Origin of the sequence: Desulfuromonas sp. TF (assembly GCF_000472285.1) — a bacterium.
Classification (GTDB): Bacteria; Desulfobacterota; Desulfuromonadia; order Desulfuromonadales; family ATBO01; genus ATBO01.
In genome coordinates this window covers 286,646-310,776 of the sequence record NZ_KI421412.1, presented here as the reverse complement: position 1 = coordinate 310,776, position 24,131 = coordinate 286,646, and the positions used below count along the sequence as shown (strand labels likewise).

General features: G+C 59.1%; 22 protein-coding genes. All 22 read left to right on the top strand.

From position 1 onward, the window contains the following. Window positions 1-19: 19 nt before the first annotated feature. On the top strand, window positions 20-361 hold the full coding sequence (locus tag DTF_RS0101435) for a four helix bundle protein (RefSeq protein ID WP_027713879.1): 342 nt from the start codon (window positions 20-22) through the stop codon (window positions 359-361). A gap of 104 nt (window positions 362-465) precedes the next feature. Further along, entirely contained in the window at window positions 466-2,460 is a 1,995-nt protein-coding gene (gene cysC / locus DTF_RS27545) for an adenylyl-sulfate kinase (RefSeq protein ID WP_027713878.1), read from the top strand. A 16-nt stretch (window positions 2,461-2,476) separates the two neighbouring features. Further along, window positions 2,477-3,667 (top strand): glycosyltransferase family 2 protein, encoded by a 1,191-nt coding sequence (locus DTF_RS25010; protein WP_051360676.1) that lies wholly within the window; start codon window positions 2,477-2,479, stop codon window positions 3,665-3,667. Next, window positions 3,664-4,464 carry a glycosyltransferase gene (locus DTF_RS0101420; protein ID WP_027713877.1) on the top strand — a complete coding sequence of 267 codons (801 nt, stop codon included), beginning with the start codon at window positions 3,664-3,666 and terminating at the stop codon, window positions 4,462-4,464. Before DTF_RS25010 ends, DTF_RS0101420 begins: the two co-directional genes overlap by 4 nt. 76 nt (window positions 4,465-4,540) lie before the next feature. After that, window positions 4,541-5,251, top strand: a complete 711-nt coding sequence (locus DTF_RS0101415; RefSeq protein ID WP_027713876.1) for a glycosyltransferase family 2 protein — start codon at window positions 4,541-4,543, stop codon at window positions 5,249-5,251. Window positions 5,252-5,263: 12 nt separating this feature from the next. Beyond that, window positions 5,264-5,698 carry a DUF2304 domain-containing protein gene (locus tag DTF_RS21310; RefSeq protein WP_081702756.1) on the top strand — a complete coding sequence of 145 codons (435 nt, stop codon included), beginning with the start codon at window positions 5,264-5,266 and terminating at the stop codon, window positions 5,696-5,698. 91 nt (window positions 5,699-5,789) lie between these two features. Continuing rightward, window positions 5,790-6,740, top strand: a complete 951-nt coding sequence (locus DTF_RS0101405) for a lysylphosphatidylglycerol synthase transmembrane domain-containing protein (protein ID WP_027713875.1) — start codon at window positions 5,790-5,792, stop codon at window positions 6,738-6,740. A 127-nt stretch (window positions 6,741-6,867) separates the two neighbouring features. Then, entirely contained in the window at window positions 6,868-8,877 is a 2,010-nt protein-coding gene (locus tag DTF_RS0101400) for a hypothetical protein (protein WP_027713874.1), read from the top strand. Window positions 8,878-8,933: 56 nt separating this feature from the next. After that, window positions 8,934-10,049 carry a DegT/DnrJ/EryC1/StrS aminotransferase family protein gene (locus DTF_RS21305; RefSeq protein WP_051360672.1) on the top strand — a complete coding sequence of 372 codons (1,116 nt, stop codon included), beginning with the start codon at window positions 8,934-8,936 and terminating at the stop codon, window positions 10,047-10,049. A gap of 50 nt (window positions 10,050-10,099) precedes the next feature. Continuing rightward, on the top strand, window positions 10,100-10,930 hold the full coding sequence (locus DTF_RS21300; RefSeq protein ID WP_051360670.1) for a glycosyltransferase family 2 protein: 831 nt from the start codon (window positions 10,100-10,102) through the stop codon (window positions 10,928-10,930). Between the two features lie 82 nt (window positions 10,931-11,012). After that, window positions 11,013-13,067, top strand: a complete 2,055-nt coding sequence (locus DTF_RS0101385; RefSeq protein WP_162148574.1) for an STT3 domain-containing protein — start codon at window positions 11,013-11,015, stop codon at window positions 13,065-13,067. A 117-nt stretch (window positions 13,068-13,184) separates the two neighbouring features. After that, complete coding sequence (locus DTF_RS0101380) at window positions 13,185-14,519, top strand: flippase (RefSeq protein WP_051360761.1); 1,335 nt, start codon at window positions 13,185-13,187, stop codon at window positions 14,517-14,519. 22 nt (window positions 14,520-14,541) lie between these two features. Beyond that, entirely contained in the window at window positions 14,542-14,982 is a 441-nt protein-coding gene (locus DTF_RS0101375; protein WP_035055137.1) for a hypothetical protein, read from the top strand. Next, window positions 14,979-16,130, top strand: a complete 1,152-nt coding sequence (locus DTF_RS0101370; protein WP_027713870.1) for a DegT/DnrJ/EryC1/StrS aminotransferase family protein — start codon at window positions 14,979-14,981, stop codon at window positions 16,128-16,130. Before DTF_RS0101375 ends, DTF_RS0101370 begins: the two co-directional genes overlap by 4 nt. Window positions 16,131-16,132: 2 nt before the next feature. After that, a complete protein-coding gene (locus DTF_RS21295) occupies window positions 16,133-17,335 on the top strand; it encodes a class I SAM-dependent methyltransferase (protein ID WP_051360668.1) in 1,203 nt (400 codons plus the stop codon). Beyond that, window positions 17,332-17,769 carry an NUDIX domain-containing protein gene (locus DTF_RS21290; RefSeq protein ID WP_051360666.1) on the top strand — a complete coding sequence of 146 codons (438 nt, stop codon included), beginning with the start codon at window positions 17,332-17,334 and terminating at the stop codon, window positions 17,767-17,769. The genes DTF_RS21295 and DTF_RS21290 overlap by 4 nt, the downstream gene beginning before the upstream one ends. After that, the gene (locus DTF_RS0101355) at window positions 17,766-18,728 is read left to right on the top strand and encodes a GDP-mannose 4,6-dehydratase (protein ID WP_027713869.1); all 963 of its coding nucleotides are present in this window, start codon (window positions 17,766-17,768) and stop codon (window positions 18,726-18,728) included. The genes DTF_RS21290 and DTF_RS0101355 overlap by 4 nt, the downstream gene beginning before the upstream one ends. Continuing rightward, on the top strand, window positions 18,725-19,753 hold the full coding sequence (locus tag DTF_RS0101350) for a glycosyltransferase (protein ID WP_027713868.1): 1,029 nt from the start codon (window positions 18,725-18,727) through the stop codon (window positions 19,751-19,753). The genes DTF_RS0101355 and DTF_RS0101350 overlap by 4 nt, the downstream gene beginning before the upstream one ends. Window positions 19,754-19,769: 16 nt before the next feature. Continuing rightward, window positions 19,770-20,717: a glycosyltransferase family 2 protein gene (locus DTF_RS21285; RefSeq protein ID WP_051360664.1), complete on the top strand. Its 948-nt coding sequence runs from the start codon at window positions 19,770-19,772 to the stop codon at window positions 20,715-20,717. Between the two features lie 339 nt (window positions 20,718-21,056). After that, the gene (locus DTF_RS0101340; RefSeq protein WP_027713867.1) at window positions 21,057-22,586 is read left to right on the top strand and encodes a hypothetical protein; all 1,530 of its coding nucleotides are present in this window, start codon (window positions 21,057-21,059) and stop codon (window positions 22,584-22,586) included. 24 nt (window positions 22,587-22,610) lie between these two features. Continuing rightward, the gene (locus DTF_RS0101335; protein WP_226989114.1) at window positions 22,611-23,714 is read left to right on the top strand and encodes a glycosyltransferase family 2 protein; all 1,104 of its coding nucleotides are present in this window, start codon (window positions 22,611-22,613) and stop codon (window positions 23,712-23,714) included. A 46-nt stretch (window positions 23,715-23,760) separates the two neighbouring features. Further along, on the top strand, window positions 23,761-24,131 hold a 371-nt coding region (locus DTF_RS26790), incomplete at its 3' end, for a ChbG/HpnK family deacetylase (RefSeq protein ID WP_035055132.1).

The following is a 24,131-nucleotide window of genomic DNA, read 5'->3' as shown; positions in this document are numbered from 1 at the left end:
AGCGAAAACAGGAGGGGAGATGAACTTTGAGAATCTGGAGGTTTGGAAGCGGAGCTGTAAACTCTCCGCTGATGTATATACGACACTGAAAGAGTTGAAGGACTTTGGCTTCAAAGACCAGATTACACGGTCATCTCTGTCGGTGCCCAGCAATGTTGCCGAAGGAATGGTCAAGCCAACCGACAAGGACAAAATTCGATTCCTTCACATCGCTAACGGCTCCTGCGCCGAGTTGCGAACACAAATCTACATCGGTATGAGGATTGCCTACATAGTTGAGGAAACCGGCCGGACCTGGATCAAAGAAACCAAGGAAATCAGCGCCATGATCACCGGGTTGATCGAAAAGATAAGAAGTTAAACGAATGCTAAGCTGTAAGCTGGGAGCCAGAATTATAACTTTTTTGTTTTTAACTTAAAGCTTAAAGCTTAAAGCTTAAAGCTGACGAAAACGGAGTTTTCGAAATGTCCCATCAATCCGATCTAATCGCCGAAGATATCCACCATTATCTGAAGCAGCAGGAAGAAAAATCGATGCTGCGCTTCATCACCTGCGGCAGCGTGGACGACGGCAAGAGCACGCTGATCGGGCGGCTGCTGTGGGATTCGAAGATGATCTTCGAGGACCAGTTGGCGGCGCTGGAGGCGGACAGCAAAAGGGTCGGCACCCAGGGGGGAAAGATCGACTACGCCCTGCTCCTCGACGGGCTGCAGGCGGAGCGGGAGCAGGGAATCACCATCGATGTCGCCTACCGCTTCTTCTCCACCGACCGGCGCAAGTTCATCGTCGCCGACACCCCCGGTCACGAGCAGTACACTCGCAACATGGTCACCGGCGCCTCCACGGCGAGCGTCGCCGTGATCCTGGTCGACGCCCGCAAGGGGATCCTCACCCAGACCCGCCGGCACAGCTACCTCGTTTCGCTGGTGGGGATCCGCAAGGTGGTGGTGGCGGTGAACAAGATGGACCTGGTCGGGTACGACGCCGAGCGGTTCGAGGCCATCCGACGGGAGTACGAGATCTTCGCCGTCCGCCTCGGCTTCGACGAGATCACGGCCATCCCCATCTCCGCCCTCAACGGCGACAACGTCATCAATGCAAGCTGTAAGCTGGAAGCTGTAAGCGGTAAGTCAAAAGAAAATCTTACAGCTTACAGCTTACCGCTTACAGCTGAAAAAAACATGCCCTGGTACAACGGGCCGACCCTCATGGAGTACCTGGAGACGGTCGAGGTCGCCGAGGAGATGCGGGAGAAGCCCTTCCGCATGCCGGTGCAGTGGGTCAACCGCCCCGACCTCGACTTCCGGGGGTTCTCCGGGACCATCGCCTCGGGGATCGTTCGCCCCGGCGACCCGGTGGTGGTGCCATCCTCCGGGCAGAAGAGTGCCGTCGCCCGGATCGTCACCATGGACGGGGACCTGGAGGAGGCGGTCGCCGGTCAGGCAGTCACCCTGACTCTTGCCGACGAGATCGACGTCAGCCGCGGCGACGTCCTCGCCGACCCGGAAAACCGCCCCACCCACGCCGACCAGTTCGAGGCGAAGGTGGTCTGGATGCACGAGGAGCCGCTCCTCCCCGGCCGCGGCTACCTCCTCAAGATCGGAAGCGCCGTCGTCCAGGCACAGATCACCGCGCTGAAGCAGAAGGTCAACGTCAACACCCTGCAGAACGAGCCGGGGAAGACCCTCTCGCTCAACGAGGTGGGGATCTGCAATCTCAGCCTCGGAAAGGCCGTCTCCTTCGACCCCTACCGGGAGAATCGGGCCACCGGCGCCTTCATCCTCATCGACCGCTTTACCAACGCCACCGTCGGTGCCGGGATGATCGACTTCGCCCTGCGCCGCGCCTCCAACATCCACTGGCAGGCCCTCGACATCCACAAGGGGAGCCGGGCGGCGCATAAGGGGCAGAAGTCGGCGGTGCTCTGGTTCACGGGCCTCTCCGGTGCCGGCAAGTCGACCATCGCCAACCTGGTGGAGAAGAAGCTTCACTCCCTGGGGAAGCACACCTACACCCTGGACGGCGACAACGTCCGCCACGGCCTCAACCGCGACCTCGGCTTCACCGATGTCGACCGGGTGGAGAACATCCGCCGGGTGGCCGAGGTGGCGAAGCTCTTCGCCGATGCGGGCCTCATCGTCCTGGTCTCCTTCATCTCCCCCTTCCGGAGCGAGCGTCTGCTGGCCCGGGACCTCCTCGATGAAGGGGAGTTCTACGAGGTCTACGTCGACACCCCCCTGGAGATCTGCGAGCGGCGCGACCCCAAGGGGCTGTACAAGAAGGCGAGGGCGGGGGAACTGAAGAACTTCACCGGCATCGACTCGGCCTACGAGATCCCCGAAAGCCCCGAGATCGTCGTCGCCGCGGACCGCCTCCCCGCAGAGGATCTGGCGGAGCAGATCGTGAAGGAGCTGCTGGGGGAGGAGTACAGGGGAGAGACGCCGGACGGGTCGCTCTAGGGGGGAGAAGTTTCTGATGAACCCACTGGTCAGCATCATCGTCCCGTCCTACCAGCAGGCCCGTTTCCTGCGAGTCGCCATAGACAGCATCCTGGCTCAGAATTACGAACCGATGGAGATCCTGGTCCTGGACGGCGGGAGCACCGACGGCTCCAGGGAAATCCTGGAGAGCTACGGCGACAGGATCTGGTTCCGCAGCGCTCCCGACGGCGGGCAGTGCGACGCGATCAACGAAGGCTTCCGCAGGAGCCGCGGCGAGATCGTCGCCTGGCTGAATTCCGATGACTTCTATTACCCCGGCGCCGTGGCCCGCGCTGTCGAGGCCCTGTCGAAACACCCCGAGAGCGCCCTGGTCTACGGAGAGGGCAACCTGGTGACGGAAGCGGGGGAGGTGATGTGGCGCTTCCCCGAGACGGTGCCGTTCGACCTCTGGCGGCTGGCGAACCACTCCGATTACATTCTGCAGCCGACGGTCTTTTTCCGCCGCGAAGCCCTGTTCGCATGCGGTCTGCTCGACGAAGGGCTGAACTGGGGGCTTGACTGGGAGCTGTGGATTCGCATGGGAAAACGCTTTCCCTTCAGCTATATCGACCATGTCCAGGCGGCAGGCCGCATCTACGGCGACACCAAGACGGCGACCGGCGGTTTTCTTCGGATGCGGGAGATCTACCGGATTCTCCACCGGCATGGCGTGAAGGGCCTGTCGCCGGCGGCGATCTCCCACAGCATCATCACCGTCGTACGAAAGCTCTGCAACAACGCGGAGCTGATCACGCCCGAGGTCATGACGTCCAGCGTCCCCGGCGGACTCGGCAGGGTGGCGTCTCCGCTGATTGAGCGAACCGAGCGCGCTCTGCGGAGATGGCTGCAGAACGTGCAGGGCGTCTGGCAGGACGGGCTGGTCGGAAAACGCGGCAAATTATGGCTGCCGTCCGACGGACGGGCCGGCTTCCTCGAGATACGCGGCAGGAATCTCGACCTCGATGGCCAGCAGGTGCGGCTGCGGGTCGCCGGCCGGTCTGCCTCGACGGAGACCCTTGGCAGAGGAGAATCCTTCAGCATCAAGCTTCCCGTTCCCGCGGGAAGCATTCCGGTGCGGGCAGAGCTGGCCTGCGCGAAGACCGTCGAGGTGATCCCCCTCGATCCGCGCTTAGGGTCGCGAAGGGCGGGATGTCTCCTGGAAGACCATCGCCTGGTATCGCCATGAGCAAACCGCCCCTGGTTTCCGTCGTCCTCCCCAGCTTCCAGCAGGCCCCCTTCCTTGAAGAAGCCGTGCGTTCGGTGCTCGACCAGGAATTCGCAGAGGTTGAACTGCTGGTCATGGATCCCGGTTCCACCGACGGTTCAAGGCCATTGCTCATGGCTTTGAAGGAGGAATACGGAGAGCGGCTGGTCCTGCACTTTGAACCCGACAAGGGGCAATCCGACGCCATCAACCGGGGGTTCGGGAAGGCCCGTGGCCGGATCCTCAGCTGGCTTAATTCCGACGATCGGTTGAGGCCGGGAACCCTGGAGAGAGTCCTGCCCTGGCTCGATTCACCCCGGCCCCGATGGCTCTACGGACGCGCCGGGATGATCGACGAGCGCGGAGAGCCCCATGCCAGCTTCATCGTCCGCTACAAGAACTGGCGCGGCCGCACCTTCTCCCGGCAGAAACTCCTGACCGAGAACTTTATTCCGCAGATGTCGGTATTCTGGAATCGGGCCATGTGGGAGGAGGCCGGCGGGCTGGATATGGAAAAACATCTCGATATGGATTATGATCTGTGGCTGCGTTTCGCGCGGGTGGCCGACCCGCTCGTGCTGCATGAAGAATTGGCAGATTTCCGGGTCCACCGTGATGCGAAGGGCAGCCGATTGAGCGCGGCACAACTTGCCGGCGCTCTGGCGACGGCCCGCGCCCACGCGGCTGATTTGGGTTTCAGGGGCAAACTGGTCCTGTTTATGCATAGACTATTCAGCTTGCGCACGCGGCTGCTCTACCGGTTGATGAAGCCAAGATGAAAAGGGGAGGCGGATCGCGATTAAGCAAATCTCCATCATGATCCCGGCCCGCACCTGTTCTACTGGAAAGAATCCGATGCACAAGATCCTCATAATCATACCGGCTTTCAACGAAAGCACCCGAATCGGCGAGGTAGTGCGCCGGGTCCTGGAGTTGGCGATGGACTGCGATGTTCTGGTCGTCAACGACGGTTCCGGAGACGAAACGGCGGCGGCGGCCCGTGACGCCGGCGCGATGGTTGTTTCACACCCATTCAACCTCGGTTACGGTGTCGCGATCCAGACCGGCTATAAATATGCCCTGTCCAAGGGGTACGATTTCGCTGTGCAGATGGACGGGGACGGTCAGCATGATCCGGCCTATATTCTGCGCCTCCTTGCCCCGGTGGTAGCCGGAGACACGGATTTCGCCCTCGGCTCGCGCTTCCTCGGCGCGAAGAGTTATGAGCCCTCTCCGGCGCGGCGACTCGGCATGGTGTTTTTCCGTTGGCTCATCTCGGTGCTCATCAACAAACGAATTACTGACTCGACCTCCGGATATCAGGCATTCAACAGCAAGGTCATCCGTTTTTTCACCACCGAGGTGTTTCCCTGTGATTATCCCGATGCCGATATGCTTCTGACCCTGCACCGGGCAAATTTCCGCATCATGGAGGTCCCTGTCGGGATGAGCGCCAACGTCTCGGGAAAATCGATGCATGCCGGTTGGAAGCCGCTCTACTATATCTTCAAGATGTTGCTCTCGATTTTTGTGACCTTGCTGAGGGAAAAAGAGACTGCGAACTGATTGGAGACGATCATGCCCGTACAACAACAGATTTTTGCTTTGTTTGTTTCCCTTGCAGTGTTTGTCGTCATTGTCGATATGGTGAGAAAACGGCGGTTACGCGAGGAGTATTCGGTCCTTTGGCTGTTCACCAGCGTGATCATGTTCGTTCTGGTGTTTCGCTACGAATGGTTGGTCTCACTTACCAACCTCATCGGTGCCGGGCTGCCGACCACGACCCTGTTCCTGTGCTCGATCATTTTTCTTATGCTTCTTTCTGTTCAGTTCTGTATGAAGATCTCCCGGTTGACGGATCAGGTGAAGAATCTCAGCCAGGATAATGCGCTCATGAAAATGGAGATTGAAAACCTGACACTGAATGCCCTGGGGGGACCGGGAGCGGGTTGCGATGCGGGCACCGGAGATGAAGCGTTAAACACTTTTCGGGATGACATGGAGAACCGCTGAATATCAGTTCGCCTGATGCCGGTTTGAGTTGGTTGGTATGGAAGATTTGTTTGAAAGGAAAAGCAGCAGGGGGGTTGCGTTACAGCGTTCCTTGTCCCCGACATGGGTCAAGGTCTGGATCGCTGTGGCGGTTGTCGCGCTGCTGATCTATTTCAACCGGGTGGATGCGTCGGTCCTGGCCGAGCTGGTCCACACCTGGCCATGGCTTGTCGCGGCATTCCTGCTGATGATGCCGACCTTCATGGTGGTCTCGCTTCGCTTCAGGGTGATACTCGAGAGCCAGGAAATAGCCATCTCCTCGATGCAGGCGGTCCGCTGGACCATGATCGGATCTTTTTTCGATCTCGTCATGCCGAGCTCAAGCGGGGGAGACCTGGTCAAGGCCGGCTATGTCGCCAGGCATGTCGGGGTGGGGCGCAGGACGCAGGCCGTGATGGCCGTTGCCTTTGATCGTGTCCTCGGGCTGATCGGTCTGTTCCTGCTGGTCTGCATCGTCAGTGGGATGGGATGGGATCTGCTGCGCGATCTGCCTGCCCGCAACATGGTGGTGGGAGTGGCCGGGCTGGCCAGCCTCGGCGCCCTGCTCTTCCTGCGCGTGGCGGGGGCGAGGAGCCTCTACAGGGTCGTCGATCGCTCTTTGTCGAAACACGCATGGGGGCAACGCGCCACCCAGCTCGTCGCGTGCTTCACCGTTCTGCGCGAACATCCGCGCCACCTCTTTGCAGCCCTGGCATTGTCCGTCCTCAACCATGTCTTCTGGTGTGCTTCGCTGCTCTGCCTGATCCGGGTGGTCGGCGGGAAAGTCGAGGCGATGAAAGGGTTCGTTGTCTTCCCGCTGGCGATCTTCAGCAACGTCTTCGGTGTTGCCGGCGGCTTTGGCGGCGGGACGGTGGGTTTCGACCTGGTCATCACGCAACTGCTGGCCATGGAGAATGGCGCGCTGATCGGCTTGTTGTTCCAATCGCTCTCCGCCCTGGCCAGACTTGTCGGCGGCCTCCCTTTCTACCTGCTCGCTCCTCGCGTCGAGAAGCGCCCGGGATAAGGTGATGAGAGGGGGACAAGAGTGGTTTGCGCATGCAAAGCCGCATCAGATGCATCTTCCTTGACCGCATCGTACGCCATTTTTAACGCTATAAGTCCGTTTTAATTCAACTGCAAGAAGCAGGTTTATGAAAGATTCAACTCGAAAAGGGTTGGCCGGGAGACTGAAATCCCTTGCCGAAAGTGCCTGGTTTGCCTATCTGAGCATCGCCTTGCTGCAGGTCAAGGTCATGCTCTGGATATGGGAATACCGTGATCTTGTCCCCGGCGATATTCCTTCTTATTATATGAACGCCTTTCGCTGGCTGGACGAGGGGCAAAGCAATATTATCCTGTCACCGGCTTACACCCTCTTCTTGGCCGCCCTGCACCGTGTCATCGAGGACCCCTTCCGGGTCCTGATTTTCGCGCAGATCGCGATAGCCACCAGCGCCTCTCTGTTGACCCTGGCGTTGATGAGACGTTTGCTGGCTAATCACATCGCCTGGCTTGTTGCTGCCTGGTGGGCCGTCCTGTCGATCAATTTCGACACGATTTACAGCGTGCACCTGTTTTCCGCCCTCTTTCCCCTGGCCATCTTTCTCATCGCGGCAAGGATCGATAGTATTTACGGGCGCGGGATCGTACTGGCAGGGCTGCTGCTGTCCGCGGCCCTGGTACGGCTCGAATACGGAGCGCTTTTCGTGCTTTGGCTGTTGCTGTTTGCTTCCTATGAATTTTATGCCTACCTGAAGAAACAGAGCCGCCACTCCCCCGGGACATTGCTCGTCGCGTATGGAGCGCCCCTGCTGCTGGTCTTCCTTGTCCTCGGCTTCATCTATACGAAATCAATATACAGGTACGACGAAATAGTAAAGCACCTCGAATTCAAACAGACCCTCAACGTCGGCCAGGTCTATGCGTTCAACAGGAGGCAGCAGGGGGACCCCTGGCAGGGGAATTACTGGACCGAGTACCAAAGCCTGATGGAACGTGATTTCGGGCAACCCGAGATGACGTTTTCGCAGGCGATGCGCCTGAATCCCCGGGCCATGCTGGGACACTTCTGGTGGAACATCAAGCTCATCCCGAGCGGGACGCAGCTGGCCCTCTTCAGCCACTACGCCGGAGGGCCCAATCCCGATTATATCCGTGCCAGGCAGTCGCCGCTGGTCTGGGCTCCATTCCTGGCGGTCCTCGGGCTCTGTCTGTTCGCTGCGGCGAGCGTCCTGATAAAACGCCGGTCGACGGGGAATGCATTCCCCTGGCTCCTGATGTTGAGCGCAGCCTTGTTGGTCGTGGGACTCATGATAACGCAGCGACCTCGGCCCTCTTACATGTTCCCGTACACCACGTTCCTGATGGCCCTGACCGGACTTGGCCTCCAACGACTGCTCCAGTCAATGCGGACGGATCTTCTCGCGTCATACTGGCCGCTGGCCGGGATCCCTATCATACTCTTTGTTCCATTCTACTATGACGAGGAATATACCAATCACTACGGCTATAAGGGACAACCCCTGCTCGAGAGCTATGAGCGTTTTGCTCCGCTGATCGACAGGACCGATTTTGACTCTCCGGCCGTCCTCCTGACTCCCGAGGGCGACTATGAAATCCTCTGCGATTATTTCGGCGTAACCTGCTTTGAGATGGAGATGGAAAGCAGGGATGCGGTGGAAAGGATGCCGGAGCTTATCGCGGACTATATGGACGGGCAGCAGGTGAAAAATGTCTATGTCCTTTATCTTGACGAAATGATCTCGACCTTTACCCCCACGACCGGTCAAGAAACAGGCGATTCAATGGGGTATGTGGAGCTGAACTGTTTTTCCCGTCTCAACGACGTCATTACCTGCAGCGACGGAACGATCGATCTGAACCGCGGAGTCATGAACGATGGGTCAGTCGATATCCCGTTGCGTGCAGCCCTTTTTGTCAACGACGGTTACGTAGTAGCGAGAAAGGATTTCGCCGTCGAACACGGCTATTATCTGCAAATCGTGATGAAGCAGAACAAGGTCAACATGATCCTGGTGGCGGATGAGCCGCTGTTTCGTTCCAATTTCAACCAGCAGTACCTGCTCGGCAATTATGACCGGCACACTTTTTCGGAAACGTATAACGAATCCCCGGTGGTCAGAATCCTGCAGGTTAAATGAGAGCATGCCGGTGGTTCCGGTCGATAAAAAGCTTCAGACAAACTCAGGAGTGCCAGATGATCATTCCCATGGCAAAGCCCTCTATGGGCCAGCAGGAGTTGAAACTCGTCGAAGAGGTGTTTGCCAGCGGCTGGCTGGGGGAGGGCCATTGGACCGGGGAGTTTGAGAAGGAGATTGCCCGCTATACCGGCGCCGAACACGTGGTTGCCGTCAATACCGGGACTTCAGCCCTCCACCTGGCTCTGCATGCCCTGGGGATCGGTCCGGGCGATGAAGTTATCCTGCCCTCGATGACGTTTGTCAGCGATCCCCAGGCTGTCATCATGTGCGGAGCCAAGCCGGTCTTCTGTGATATCGACGCGAAGACACTCAATATCGATCCGAACAAGATAGAGGCGTTGCTGACACGACAGACGAAAGCCGTCATGCCTACGGATTTTGCAGGCCTGCCCAGTGATGTGCGTTCAATCCGCGGGATCGTCGGCGAGAATATCAGGATTATCAGAGATGCCAGCCATTCCTTCGGTTCAAAAGTCAACGGTAAAGTCGTCGGCATTCATGATGGAGAAGATGCAACCTGCTTCAGTTTCGACCCGATAAAGAGCCTGACCTGCGGTGAGGGTGGTGCGGTTCTGCTCCGCGACGCCGCTCTGGCTGAAGGCATGAGTTCGCAGAAAATGCTCGGCATTGTAAGGAGTTCCTGGCTCGGTTTTTCGCAAAAAAAGGTAGAAGACCGGCGCGTGGTGCAGGAGGGCTTCCGCTACCACATGAGTAATATCAATGCCGCGATCGGCCTAGCGCAACTGAAGAAGTTCAAAACGTTCATCCGGAACCGCCAAAAACTGGCCAGACGTTATGACGAGCTTCTCGCCGGCAACCTTCATGTCGGGATATTTGAGCGTGACTACGACTCGATCGTGCCTTTCATGTATGTCGTCAGGGTCGCAGCCGAGGCACAGGAGGGGCTGATCAATCACCTGGTGAAGAATGGCATTCACGCCGGCCTGCGTTATTTCCCCTGTCATCTGCAGCCGTTTTTCGAACACGCCGGAACCGAGCTGCCGGTCACCGAACAACTGGCCCGGGAAATGCTGAGCATCCCCTTGTTCAGCAGCTTGCACTTGTCGGGAGTAAAGAGTATCGTGGCTGAGATCAACAGCTATTTTCGCTGACCGGAGCGGCTTCCGCGGCGGCTGCTCCACAGAAAATCCGGAGAGAACCTATGTACAAAGGGAAAAAGATCGGCGCCATCATCATCGCCTATAACGCCGAACATACGCTCGAGGAAACCGTCGGTCTCGTGCCGCGCGACGTCGTCGACTACTTGGCGATCTGCGATGACGGAAGCACGGACCGTACCCGTGAAATAGGTCTCTCCCTCGGGGTCGATACATTCTCGCACGAAAGAAACCGCGGCGCCGGGGCGAATACGATCCGGGGCTTCGACGTCATGCTGCAGAGAGGCGATATCGATATCGCCGTGCTGCTGCATGGCGACAATCAATATGATCCGGCGCGGCTCCCCGACGTGGTCGACCCTGTTGCCGAAGGTCGCTGCGACATGGTCCTCGGCGGCCGCGTCAACTGGAGCCAGGGCAAGATGCCGGTCTACAAGCAGGCCGGAAACGTATTCCTGACCTGGGTCCAGAACCGCATCTTCGGCCGGGATCTTTTTGACTACGCGACCGGCTACAAAGCGGTATCGAGGGAAGTTCTGAGAACCATCAACTACCGGGAGAACAAGGAAAACTTCGAGTTCGACCCCCAGTTTAACGCCCAGGTGCTGTGGCACGGCTTCCGGGTCGAAAATGTCAAGGTGCCGACCAAGTATTTCGACGAAGCCAGCTCGGTCTCCTTTTCCAAGTCGGTCCAGTACGGTTTCCAGACCCTCAAGGCGGCGTTCGCTTATGGCCTCTATAAACGGGGCCTGCGGATGGACTATGTGAACAGCCTCTTTAAAAAAGTGGATAATCCCTGTTTTCATGAAGTCTCAGTGGCTGACAAGGGACCTTACCTGGGCTTTCCGGAGCCCCAAGAGCAAAGACTGCCTTGAAGTATCGGCAACCTTGCCCGGTTGTTCTCCATGACACGTTTTTTCCTCCGCCATGGTCGACAACCTCCTGCAGGCCTGGAAAATGAACAAGCTTCAGACATATTTTCAGAACCGGCGCTCGTTTCTTGTGGTTCTCATCTGCGTCCTGGCGGTATACGGCCTTTCTTTTTACCAGAGGCATTCGGGCTATGCATACTGGATTGCCAACAGCCAGGAGTACGTTGTTGACGACGTCTTCGCGATGTCGACCCTGGACGCCTACTATTGGTTGGAGATGGCCAAAGAGCTGGACAAAGGCACTCTGGGCAAGGGTCAGCCGGATCCCACCAAGAGCTATCCCGACCTGGCGCCGTTTGCCATAAAAGACAAGCCCGGCCTGCTGGCGGAATTCATCAGCCTCGCCAAGAACCTGACCAGCGGAAACTACTACCGGTCGGGACTGATGCTCATCCCGATTCTGGCCGGGCTCTTCGTTTTCCCCCTGTTCTATTATTTCAACAAGCTCGGCTTCGGCGCCTCGGCCGTATTGGGAGGGCTGGTCGGATCGTTCAGCCACGCCTATTACGACCGGACCATGATGGGGCGGGTCGACACCGATCTGCTCAACACCTTTTTCCCGATCGCCACGGCGTGCTTCATCCTCTCCATGAATAAAGACAAAAGCCGGTTCGCCAACCTCGGCCTTGCCCTCGGCGCCGGTCTGACCATGTACCTGTTCAACTGGTGGTACCAGCAGCCGATGTTCATTCTCCTGTTCCTGTTCTTCATGGCGGTCCATCTCGTGGTCGGTAGGGTCGTCGACTGGAAATATCTGGTGCCGATTCTCCTGATCTTCCCCCTGGCTTCCGGGCCGGGGTATGCGCTGCAGATATTCGATTCGCTGCGCACCTTCCTGTGGACCTATATTTCCCCGCCGGCCACGGGACAGATCGTCTGGCCGAATGTCATGAACACCATCGCCGAAGCGAGGAGCCGCGGCATCACCATCAATCTCGAGATGCTGCACGGCTTTCTGCCGATGGTCGCGGCGGGCTTTGCCGGGCTGGTCTACCTCTACGTGAGGCGCTTCCGACAGATGATCCCGATCACCCCGCTGGTGGTCCTGGGAGCCTGGTCGATGGTGGGGCCGACCCGGTTTGCCATGTACATGGCGCCGCTGATCGGCGTCGGAGCCGGGGTGCTGATCGAAGTGCTGGTGAAATACGCCGGCGGGAGAATCCGCCTTCTCAAGCCTGCCGTGCCGCTTGTCGGCATCGCCCTGATGTTCACGCTTTTTTTCTCCACCAGCGCCTACACCGGGTACTCGTTCAATGTCGCGCCGATTCTCAAGGCGTCGACGACCAGGGCTTTGCTGGATATCGAAAGAATCGTGCCGCGCCATTCGGCGATGTTCACGCCCTTCTGGGAGTTCGGTTATCCCCTGATGAATATCGGGGAATTCGCCACCTACCATGACGGCGGCACGCAGGGGGGGATTCGCACCACCCTGGCCGCCAAGGCGATGACCTCGACGGACCAGAAGGAGATGGTCTCGCTGCTTGCTTACCTGGAGGAGAACGGCTTCGTTCCCCTGACGCAGTCGATCTGGCAGGATAAGCTGTCAGCCGATAAGATGCTGGAGCTGGTTTTTGACTATCCGGGAGACTTCCGGGGTGAAAACGTACATATCCTCTATCTCGAGGACATGATCTGGAAATTCCCGTCCATCTCGGTCCTGGGAACATGGGATTTCGACAGGCAGCAGAGCAGCCCGATGGACTATGTCCAGTTGAACTGCTTCTCCATGGCCGACAATGTCATGAAATGTATGGACGGCACAATTGATCTGAATCGGGGGTTCATGAACGACGGCACCGTCGACATACCGCTGCGGGGCGCCCTGTTCGTAAACAACGGTTACGTGGTCAGCGAACGCAGGTACGGGACAAGGGAAGGCTATTACCTGCAGGTCCTGATGAAGAACAACAGGACGTTCATGATCCTGGTGGCGGATGAGCGCCTGTTCCGGACCAATTTCAACCAGCAGTTCCTGCTCGGAAGGTATGACCGGCGCTATTTCGAGGAAGTCTACAACAACTATCCTGTGGCAAGGGTCCTGAAGGTCAGGAAGGCGAAGTCCGATGATCCGGTCCGCTGAAGTCGATCCGAACCGTTCCTTCCGCGCTGAAGGGGGTGTCGACATACGTTCTCGACAGGGGATGAAGGGCCCGGACAGCCCCGGCCCGGTCTGCCGGCCATGGGGACCTCCGCTTCCATGAACCAGGCCTGGACCCGTTTCCTGCCGGTCTTCCTGCGCCGGAAACTCGCGGGGCGCGCTTACCTGCAGAATGTCGTCAGCAACACCGGCTGGCAGTTCGCGGATAACGTCCTGCGCATGGGGATCGGCCTGCTGATCGGCATATGGGTCGCCCGCTACCTGGGTCCGGAGCAATTCGGCCTGCTCAGCTACGCCCTCGCCTTCGTGGCCATCTTTTCGACACTGTCCACTCTGGGTCTCGACGACATCGTGGTTCGCGATATCGTCAGCCATCCGGACCGCAAGGACCGGATTCTCGGCACGGCGTTCATTCTAAAGCTGATCGGCGGTTCGATCAGCTTCTGTGCGGCAACCGGCACCGTTCTCGTTCTGCGTCCGGACGACGACCTGAGCCAATGGCTGGTAGCGATCATCGCGGCCGGGACGGTGTTCCAGGCCTTGCACATCGTCGAATACTGGTTCCATTCCCAGGTCCAGGCCAAGTATGCGGTCCTGGCCAAAAACCTGGCGTTCATCCTCTGCGCCCTGATCAAGATCGTCCTTATCCTGGCCGAGGCGCCCCTGATTGCCTTTGCCTGGGTTGCCCTGTTCGAGGTCGTGGCCGGCGCAGCGGGTCTGATTATTGCTTACAGGTCAAAGGGTCACCGTTTCAGGGACTGGAGCGGCAGCGTCAAAAGCGCCTGGAACATGCTGCGGGACAGCTGGCCGCTGATGATGTCCAGCATGGTCATCCTTATTTATTTGCGTATCGACCAGGTGATGCTCGGTGAAATGGCCGGCGTCGAAGAGGTCGGCATCTATTCGGTGGCCGTACGACTGGCGGACGTGTGGTTTTTTATTCCCACCATCATCTACTGGTCCGTTTTCCCCAGCATTATCGAGGCGAAACACACCAGTGAAAGCCTCTTTTATGAGAGGCTTCAGAAATTCTACAACCTGATGGCGCTGGCAGCCTATGCGGTGGCTGTTCCCGTGGCGCTGACGGCGCAATGGCTGGTGCCGGCCCTCTTCGGCGACGCCTATTCCCGCGGTGGTGTCATGCTGGCTGTTCTGATCTGGGCGAACATCTTCATGAGCCTTGAAATGGCCAGGTCCTCCTTCCTGAACGCCATGAACTGGACCCGGTTGCATCTTGTCACGGTCTCATTGGGCTGCACACTGAATATCTCCCTTAATTACCTGCTGATCCCGGCCTTCGGCGGCATGGGCGCAGTGATCGCGTCGCTCGTGGCGTACTGGTTCGCCGCCCACGGTTCATGTTTTTTATTCAAACCGCTGTTCAGAACAGGTACCATGTTGACCAGGGCGCTGATCTGGCCGAAAATCTGGTAGTATCGCAGGTTCACACAAGGATATGAGCGAAGTGGTTGAAAGAATTCTCCATGACAACGATCTGCTTGCCATCATAATCTCCGGCCGCTTCAGTGAACCGGGGATCCACTTTTTCACTCCTGACGATCTTTCCCAGCAGGTGGCCTACATGTGTCATCCTGCCGGGAAGGAAATCGCGCCCCATGTCCATAACCCTGTGCCGCGCGAGGTCCACTACACCCAGGAGGTGCTTTTTATCCGAAGAGGGGTGTTGCGGGTCGACTTCTACGATGACCGGCGGAACTATCTTGAGAGCCGGACACTGCAAGGAGGAGATACCATTCTCCTCGCCTCCGGCGGGCATGGATTCGAGGTTCTTGAAGAGGTGGAGATGATCGAAGTCAAGCAGGGCCCGTACGCCGGAGAGCATGATAAGATCCGGTTTGAAGCCGTCGATAAGCGGCTGCTGAAGGATGAGAGATGATACCGGTCAACCAGCCGCTTCTCGAGGGGAACGAGAAAAAGTATCTGGCGGAATGCATCGACACGGGCTGGATATCCTCCGAGGGGCCGTTCGTGACCCGTTTCGAAGAGCAGATGGCCGCGGCTGTCGGTCGGCGGCACGGGATCGCCGTCTGCAACGGGACCGCGGCGCTCGAGGCCGCGGTGGCGGCGCTGGATCTGCAGCCGGGGGACGAAGTGGTCATGCCGGCCTTCGCCATCATCTCCTGCGCGATGGCGGTGGTGCGGTGCGGATGCGTGCCGGTTCTGGTGGACAGCGATCCGGTGAACTGGAATGTCGATACGGGAAAACTCCGCGAAAAGCTGGAGCAGGAGATCGGAAAAAACGGCAATCGCCGTATAAAAGCCATCATGGCAGTCCACATCTACGGGTTGCCGACGGATATGGACCCCATCCTCGAGATGGCCGACCGATACGGCCTGGCGATCATCGAGGACGCGGCGGAGATGCACGGTCAGAGCTACAAGGGCCGACCCTGCGGCAGCTTCGGCGCCCTCAGCACCTTCAGCTTTTATCCCAACAAGCATATTACGACCGGCGAGGGAGGGATGCTCCTGACCGACGACGATGCCCTCGCCGAACGCTGCCGCTCCCTGCGCAATCTCTGTTTCCAGGGGGGCCGGCGCTTTGTCCATGAAGAGCTCGGCTACAACTTCCGCATGTCCAACCTGCAGGCGGCCGTCGGAGTCGCGCAACTGGAGAGGCTTGAAGCGTTCGTGGCCCGCAAGCGGCGCATGGGGAGGCGGTACACCGAGGGACTGGCGGGGGTCGAGGGGCTGGAGCTGATGCCGGAGCGCACCTCCTATGCCGAGAACATCTACTGGGTGTACGGGGTCGTGCTGAAGGACGAAGTCCCCTTCGATGCCGCAGCGGCAATGAGCCGCCTGGCCGAGAGGGGGATCGGCAGCCGTCCGTTTTTCTGGCCGATGCACGAGCAGCCGGTGTTTCGCAGAATGGGGCTGTTCAAAAATCAGACGTTCCCGGTTTCCGAACGCCTCGCCCGCCGGGGATTCTACCTGCCGAGCGGGCTGGCTCTGTCCGCGGAACAGGCGGATGAGGTAACAGAAGCGGTCAAACGCCTGATGAAAGACGAAGGAGTTGCAAAGTGACCATGGAAAATATCACCAGAACGACCTGTCGCCTCTGCGGTAGTGCGAATCTGCAGGACATCATCAGTATCGGCGATCAGTACATCAACGATTTTCCTCCTTCCCCCTCCGAGAAGGGGCGCAACGGCCGATGCCCGCTGGACGTCGTCCTTTGCGAAGACTGCTCCTTGTTCCAGTTGCGCCATACCGCGCCGCAGGAACTCCTGTACGCCCGCCACTACTGGTACAAGTCCGGCATTAACGACACCATCCGCCAGGACCTACAGGGGATTGCCGACTGCGCGGTGGAAATTTCCCGTCTCCAGCCCGGCGAGATCTTTCTCGATATCGGCGCCAATGACGGCACCTTGCTGGGCACCATGAAGGGGCGGGCGGTTCGCGTCGGCTGCGAGCCGGCCAACAACCTCATTCAGGAGCTGCGCACGAACTCCGATTACGTCATTCACGATTTCTGGAGCCGGGATGCCTATGAAAAGCTCGGCATCGGCAAGGCGAAAGCCATCACGGCGATCGGCATGTTCTACGACATGGAGGATCCCGGCCAGTTCATCCGCGATGCCGCGGGCGTTCTCGACCCGGACGGCGTGTTCATCGCCCAGCTCATGACCCTCAAGCCCATGCTCGAGCAGAACGACCTGGGCAATATCTGCCACGAGCACCTGGAGTATTATACGTACAGGTCGCTCAAATACCTCTTCGAACACAACGGCCTCGAAATTTTCAGGGTCGAAGAGAACAGCATCAACGGCGGCAGCTACCGGATCTTCGCGCGCCATTTCAAGAGCGGGAGCATCGATTACCCTGAGGATTTCACCGCCGGAGACCTGCGGCGATTCCTTACCCGGCTGGAAGAACGCCGCGCGCTCTGCCTCGATTATATCCGCGAGTGCGTCGCCGCCGGGAAAAAAGTCTATGCCTACGGGGCCTCGACCAAGGGGAACGTCATCCTGCAGTACTTCGGCCTCGACGATACGCTCATCACCGCCGCCGCCGACAAGAATCCCCAAAAGTGGGGACAGTACACCCTGACCGACATCCCCATCGTTTCGGAGGAAGCGGGGCGCGCCGCTGCCGATGTCTTTCTGGTCCTGCCGTACGGGTTTATCGACGAGTTCGTCAGGCGGGAAAAGGAGTGGCTCGACCGGGGGGGGGAGTTCATCGTGCCCCTCCCGGATTTCCGGGTCATCAAGAGGGAAGGCCGATGATCCTGCCCGAGGCCGACTACAAAAAAGTCATGGAGTCGATGCCGGTGGTCTGCATCGATTGCCTGGTGCAGAATGACCAAGGCGAATTCCTCCTGGTCAAACGCAATAACGAGCCCTTGAAGAACGAGTTCTGGTTGCCGGGCGGCCGCCTGTTCAAGCACGAACGCCTGCATGACGCGGTGCAGCGTAAAATGCGCGAAGAGCTGGGGATCGATGTGCGGGTCGTCAGGAATCTCGGTTTTTTCGAGGAGTTCTTCGATAAAACGGCCCAGAATGCCGCCGGCGGTTTTCACGCCATCAGTTTTCTCTATCTGGTGAAACCCCTGGGGAGCGAGATCCAGCTCGACCGGCAGAGCTCCGATTGGGGCTGGTTCAGGGAACTGCCGGAAAGATTGCGGGAATATCCCTCTTTGAGTCTAGGAGATTTCTTATGAAGAAGGCGCTCATCCTCGGAATCAACGGCCAGGACGGGTCCTACCTGGCCGAGCTCCTGCTGGACAAGGGGTATGAAGTGCACGGTGTCATCCGCCGCACCGCCACCGGCAATACCCGCAATATCGAAGCGATCCTGGATCGGGTTCATCTCCATTACGGCGATCTCGTCGATCCCATCGGCCTCTACCAGATCATCAGTGAAATCAGGCCGACGGAGATCTACAACGAAGCCGACCAGGACCATGCCGGCATCAGCTTCAAGATCCCGGCCTACAATTACGACGTGACCGGCGCCGCCGTCGGCCGCGTCCTGGAAATCGTTCGCCTTGTCGATCCCTCCATCCGCTTTTTTCAGCCGGTGACTTCGAACATGTTCGGCATGGCCGACCAGTGTCCCCAGAATGAAAACACCCCGTTCAACCCGATGAACCCCTATTCCTGTGCCAAGACCTTTGCCTACAACCTCTGCCACATGTACCGCAGGGGCTACGGCATGTTCGTCGCGGTGGGGATCTTCTTCAACCACGAATCTCCGCGGCGCACCGAATCCTACGTCACCCGCAAGATCACCCGATCGGTGGCCAAGATCAAGGCGGGGATGCAGGACAAGCTCGTCCTGGGGGACCTGAGCGCACGGATCGACTGGGGTTTTTCGGGAGAGTACATGGAAGCGGCCTGGCGGATCATGCAGCTCGATCAGCCGGACACCTTCGTCATCGGCACCGGCGAAGTCCACTCGGTCAAGGAGTTCGTCGATGCCGCCTTCGCCTGCGTCGGACTGGATCCCTCCGACTACGTCGAATCGAGCCAGGAGTTCTTCCGCCCCATGCAGAACGCCATCCTCAAGGCGGACATCACCAAGGCGCGGGAGACCTTCGGCTTTGACCCGAAAATCCGGTTCAGGGAGCTCGTCAGGATGATGGTCGAGCACGACCTGAAAGACCTGGGCGTCGAATGATGGCGCTGCCGGAAGAGATCACCTTCATCCTGCCCACCATGAACCGGCGGCAGTACATCTGCCGGGCGGTCGAGTCCTGCCTGGCCTGCCAGTCGGAACAGGTCAGCTCCCGCGTCCTCGTCATCGACGGGATGAGTGATGACGGCAGCTACGAGCTCCTCCGGGAACGCTACGCGGGAAACCCTCGGGTGAGAATCCTCCGGTACGAGCGGGTCGGCTTCCAGCGCACCGCCTATTACGGCGCCATGCAGGTCGACACCCCCTATGCGACCTTCATGTACGATGACGACGTCCTCTCCCCCGACTTTCACAAGATGTTCGAAGGGATGCTGGCCCGCGGGAAAGATTTCGTCATGGGCTATGCGAGCATTCACAACGTCGATGAAGTCTACCCCTTCCGGCCGATACGGGATTTCGAGCTGCGGCCGAAGCATGACCTGGCGATGGAGTATTTCGGCTATGACCGCGACGACCTGCGCTTCGTGGTGCCGGTCAGCCCGATCTGCTGCATCGTCACTACCGGGCATCTGAAGAAATGGGTCCAGTTCACGCAGGAGTATGCCTCAAAGGCGGCGATCCGGCACTATTACATGATCGAACGGAACATCGGTCCCGACATCATCCTCTACCTCTCGGCGATCCTCAAGGAGGAGGAGACGGCGCTGGTGACTCCGACCGTTGTCGGCCAGCTCTCCACGCACCCCGATTCGATGAGCGTCGGATACGGCGACCGCCACCTGATCACCGGCTACTGGTTCGGCAAGATGTGGGCCTTCGAGGAGATCTGCCGACAGGGTAACCGGGCCGCCGCAGCCAGGAGCGCGGCGTTTCTGCTGGCCCTCGGCGCATCGATGCTCTTCAGGATGCCTTTCAGCAAAGACCGGCGCTGGTTCTGGTCCTACGGGCGGGAAATCCTCAGGGTCAAGTGGCTCGCCCTCCGGTACGCGGGGGTCATTCCCCTCATGCGGGAGTTCCTCACGACCCTGCGCAACTGGCGCGCACGGCAGGCGCATCCTGCAAGATAGCTCCCGGACGGAAACCATGCGGTTCACCATTGTCACCCCCTCGTACAACCAGGCGGACTATCTGGCCGAGGCCATCGAAAGCGTGATCGGCCAGGAGGGGGAGTTTTCCATCGACTACATCATCGTCGATGGAGGCTCGACGGACGGCTCGGTCGACATCATCAGGCATTACGCCGCAGTGGTGGAGGAAAAGCGCCGGGAGTGTAGATGTCTCGGGGTAACCCTGCGCTGGCTGAGCGAAAAGGATGACGGACAGGCCGATGCCCTCATGAAGGGTTTCCGGCTTGCTGACGGCGAGGTGCTGGCCTGGCTGAATTCGGATGACAGCTACCTTCCGGGCGCCCTGGGGAAAGTCGCCGCCCTGTTTGACCGGCGCCCCGGATTATCCGTGGTCTACGGGCAGACGCACTATACCGACCCGGCCGGGGTGGTCATCGGCCGGTATCCCACCGGACCGTTCGATTATCAGAGACTGGCCACCTTCAACTACATCTGCCAGCCTTCGACATTCTTCACCAAGGATGCCTTCGAGGAGGTTGGCGGATTGGATGCCGCCCTGCACTTCGTCATGGATTGCGACCTCTGGATCCGCCTGGCGAAAGGGTTCGAGTTCGGCTACCTGCAGGAGTTCCTCGCAAACTACCGCCTGCATGACGAGTCGAAGACCGTCTCGGAGCGCAGCGCGCTCGCCAACCACGAAGAGGCCCTCATGGTCGTGAGAAGGCATTACGGCCGAGCGCCGCTGAGCCGCGTCTACGTCTGCTGTCATCAGCGCCTGTCTGACGTCCTGCCGCCTTTTCTGAAAAAACTCCGTTTCCCCCTCTTCCTGTCGGCACTGCCGTTGACCCTGGCCAGGTACCTGCGGCTGAACAAGGGAGTTCACCGGGAGGATTTCCGAGACATCCGCCTGCATAAAGTCCGGAAGCTGTTCCGGTCTCGCCTGGACCTGTACAGGCGCCCCTGAGAACATCCGGATTCGCAGCATCGGCCGATCCCCGAGCCCCCGGAATTCCCGGGCCGAAAAGTTCTGCCGTCAGGCCATATGCCCAGTACTTCCGTCATATCGCCAGCCGTGTTCTGACTTTTCAGCGCCAGGGCAGCCGGAAGCATGGCCTGAAAATTGCTTTTTACTTTTCGAAAAAAATAACCGGTCGGACCTGGATTGTTTATCGCCATCCGGGAACGTCGAAGCAAGAATCCGAAGCGGGCAGGCAGACGCTAAAGACTTATTGCACTTCTTCCAGGTCGTTTCGGCCGCAGCATACCTTGAAGTGTCATGCCCTCTTCGGAATGGAAGACGGGTATGTCTTTTTCGGAAAACCTCAGTGAAAAATCGGAAGCGAGCCTGTCGCGGAAACAGAAGCTGCCGCGCCTGTCCCTGCTGGCAGCGGTCCTGGCCGTGACCTTCTCGGTTTTTTTCGCCGACGGCTACCTGCAATGGATCAATTCCGACACCGCCGGCGAAGCCTACAGCCTCACGCAGGACATCCGTTTCCCGCAGGGCCTGCTCTCGGAAAATCCGCACCAGCCGCGCACGGCGGATCATGTCATCTCGTACTATCATTCGCGCATAACCGGCCACATCCTCTCCTACGCCTCATTCAATATCGTCGGGCCGATCTATCGTGAATTGTTCGATGCCCCGGTCGACTCCCTCTATGTGGCGCAGGGTTTCATGTCCGGGAGCATCTTCGTCTTCCTGATCCTGATCTCCGCCGCGTACGTTTCATGCGCCGCGCCTGTTCTCTCCACGCGCTACCTGGGCGCCGCCGCCCTGCTGACCCTTTTCACGATGGCCCTTCCCCCTGTCGCCTGGCTGAATCAGCCATTCGGGATGACGGTACGTTTTTCACATCTGGCCGTCACGTCCAACTATGTCGGGACGATTATCTTTGCGCTTTGCGTTTTTTTCCCTTACTGGCGATACCTGTGCACGGGGAAGTGGAGCGATTTTTACGAGAACGCCTCCCTGCGCATCCCTTTTTACACGCTGCTCATCGCCGCCGTCTTCTCTTCAACGGCAACGACCCTCTGGATGATGATCATGGCCGCAGGGTGCTGCTGCTTCCTGCTCCGGCATTTCTTCCGGGAAGGGGGGGGAGGCGCCGGAAAGCGCCTGCAGGGTTTTCTGAGGGACAGCAGGTCCCGCCCCCTGTTGCTGATCATCGCTCTGGGCTTCGTCGCCATCGGCGCCGAGGTGTTCACCTATCACGGACACACCTCGCTGGCCGAATTCAGCCTGCGCTCCTACCTGGGGGCTCTGACAGGTTTCTTCACATCGAGCGCGGACACCAAATATATCGTTTCTCTCTTTGCATTCTGCCTCGGGATTTATCTCTACCATGCGATGAAAGATAAATCGTCCGCCCATCTGCGGACATTGCACAGGGCCCTCCCCTGGCTCTTGATTCTCAACCTCCTCTATATCCTCGTCATCGGGATGCCGAACCGGGAGTACCGCTTCGGCGGCTATAATTTCGGCCGTGACACCATCTTCCCCGCCACCTGGACCCTCTCTCTCTGGCTGTTCTCGGTACTGATAGGCTACTGGAGGGAAAAGAGGCTGTACTGGCTGGCCCCGTTACTGCTCTACATCCTGGTGACAAACGCCCTGGGCTTTTTCACCTTCCCTCTGGCAGCCGTGCACCAGTATCAGAAAAAGGTTTTCGAGCGGGTTCGCAGCCTGGACGGGACCCTTCCCCCCGGGACGCCCATCACGATCCCCGCGGAGGGGATTGCCTTCAACCGTGGAGACTGCGAGATCTTTACCGTTCCCATGCTGCGCCGGGCCGGGATCGTCTCACCGCAGAGGAAAGTCAATGTCGTCCCATAGGAGCGCGTCGAATTGGAAAAGGCCATGAATAATGACTTATCGGAAGACCACGTGCATCCGCGGGAGCAGCCCATGGGCGTCGAGCTGATGGAAGAGGCGCTGGAGGCTATCGAAGAGGAGGATGTGGTGCTCTCCGGCGAAGGGCTGCTGCCGGTCAAGCGCAAGCTCGATCCCCTGATCCACTGCGTCCTGCCGGCCTTCAATGAAGCCGAGAACTTGCCTGCGCTGATCCCGGAGTTGTGCGGGCAGCTGGCCGAGCTGACGCCGAACTTCGAAGTGCTGGTGGTGGATGACGGCAGCGAGGACGATACCGCGGCGGTCACCGTCGACCTCGCGAAGAAATACCCGGTTCGCCTGTTGCAGCTGTCCCGCAATTTCGGCAAGGAAAGCGCGCTGACCGCCGGGCTCGATCATGCCGGAGGCGACGTGGTGATCCTCATGGACGCCGATTTCCAGCACCCGATCGCCACCCTGCCCGCATTCATCGCCTACTGGCGCCAGGGGTACGACATGGTGTACGGTATACGCTCGGACCGTTCCGATGAAAGCGTTCTCAAGCGTCATTTCAGCGCCTGGTTCTATGCCCTGATGACCCGGGGCCCGTCGACGGCATGCCAGATGGAGCCCAATGCCGGCGACTTCCGGCTGCTGGACCGCAAGGTGGTCGATGCGTTGAAAAACCTCCCCGAAAACGACCGTTTCATGAAGGGTTTGTTCAGTTGGGTGGGGTTCAAAACCATCGGCATCCCCTTTCAGGCGGAGAATCGCCGCGCGGGTGATTCAAGGTTCAATTTCTTCAACCTCTCCGAACTGGCCATCACCGGCATCACCTCCTTCACCAGCCTGCCGCTGAGACTCTGCGCCGCCTTCGGGGCCGTGGTGTCGCTGCTGTCCATGCTTTACGGGTTCTATATCGTTCTGGAAACGATGATCGGGGGGGTGGACGTTCCCGGCTGGGCGACCCTGGTGGTCGCCATCTGCTTCCTCAGCGGAATTCAGCTGCTGTCGATCGGCATCCTGGGCGAGTACATCGCGCGTATTTTTTTCGAGGCGAAGCAGAGACCCTCCTATATCATCGGGCGCAAGTACGCTCCTGCCCGGAACGAAGTGCTGCACGAAAAGAGATGAGCCGGTCGCCTCCCTGCAAAGGTGGGGCGCCGGTGGGCAGGAAGCGATGAAAGAGATTATCGTCTGCGCGGATGACTATGGCGTCAGCAGCCCGGTCGACAAGGGGATCCGCGAACTGATCGCCGCCCGGCGGCTTTCGGCGGTGAGCTGCATGAGCACGGCGGCCGCCTGGCCGGCGGAGGCCGTATTGTTGAAGCCGTTTCGGGACAAGGTCGAGGTCGGACTGCATTTCAACCTGACCCTGGGCGAGGACTGCGCCGGCTCCGGTCTGACGCCGTGGCTGATCGACAGCCTTGCCGGGCGGATCGACCGGCAGGCGGTCGGGAGGGAATTCCTGCGGCAGCTCGATCGTTTCGAGTCCGCCTGGGGAGAGCCGCCGGATTTTGTCGACGGCCACCAGCATGTGCACGTTTTCCC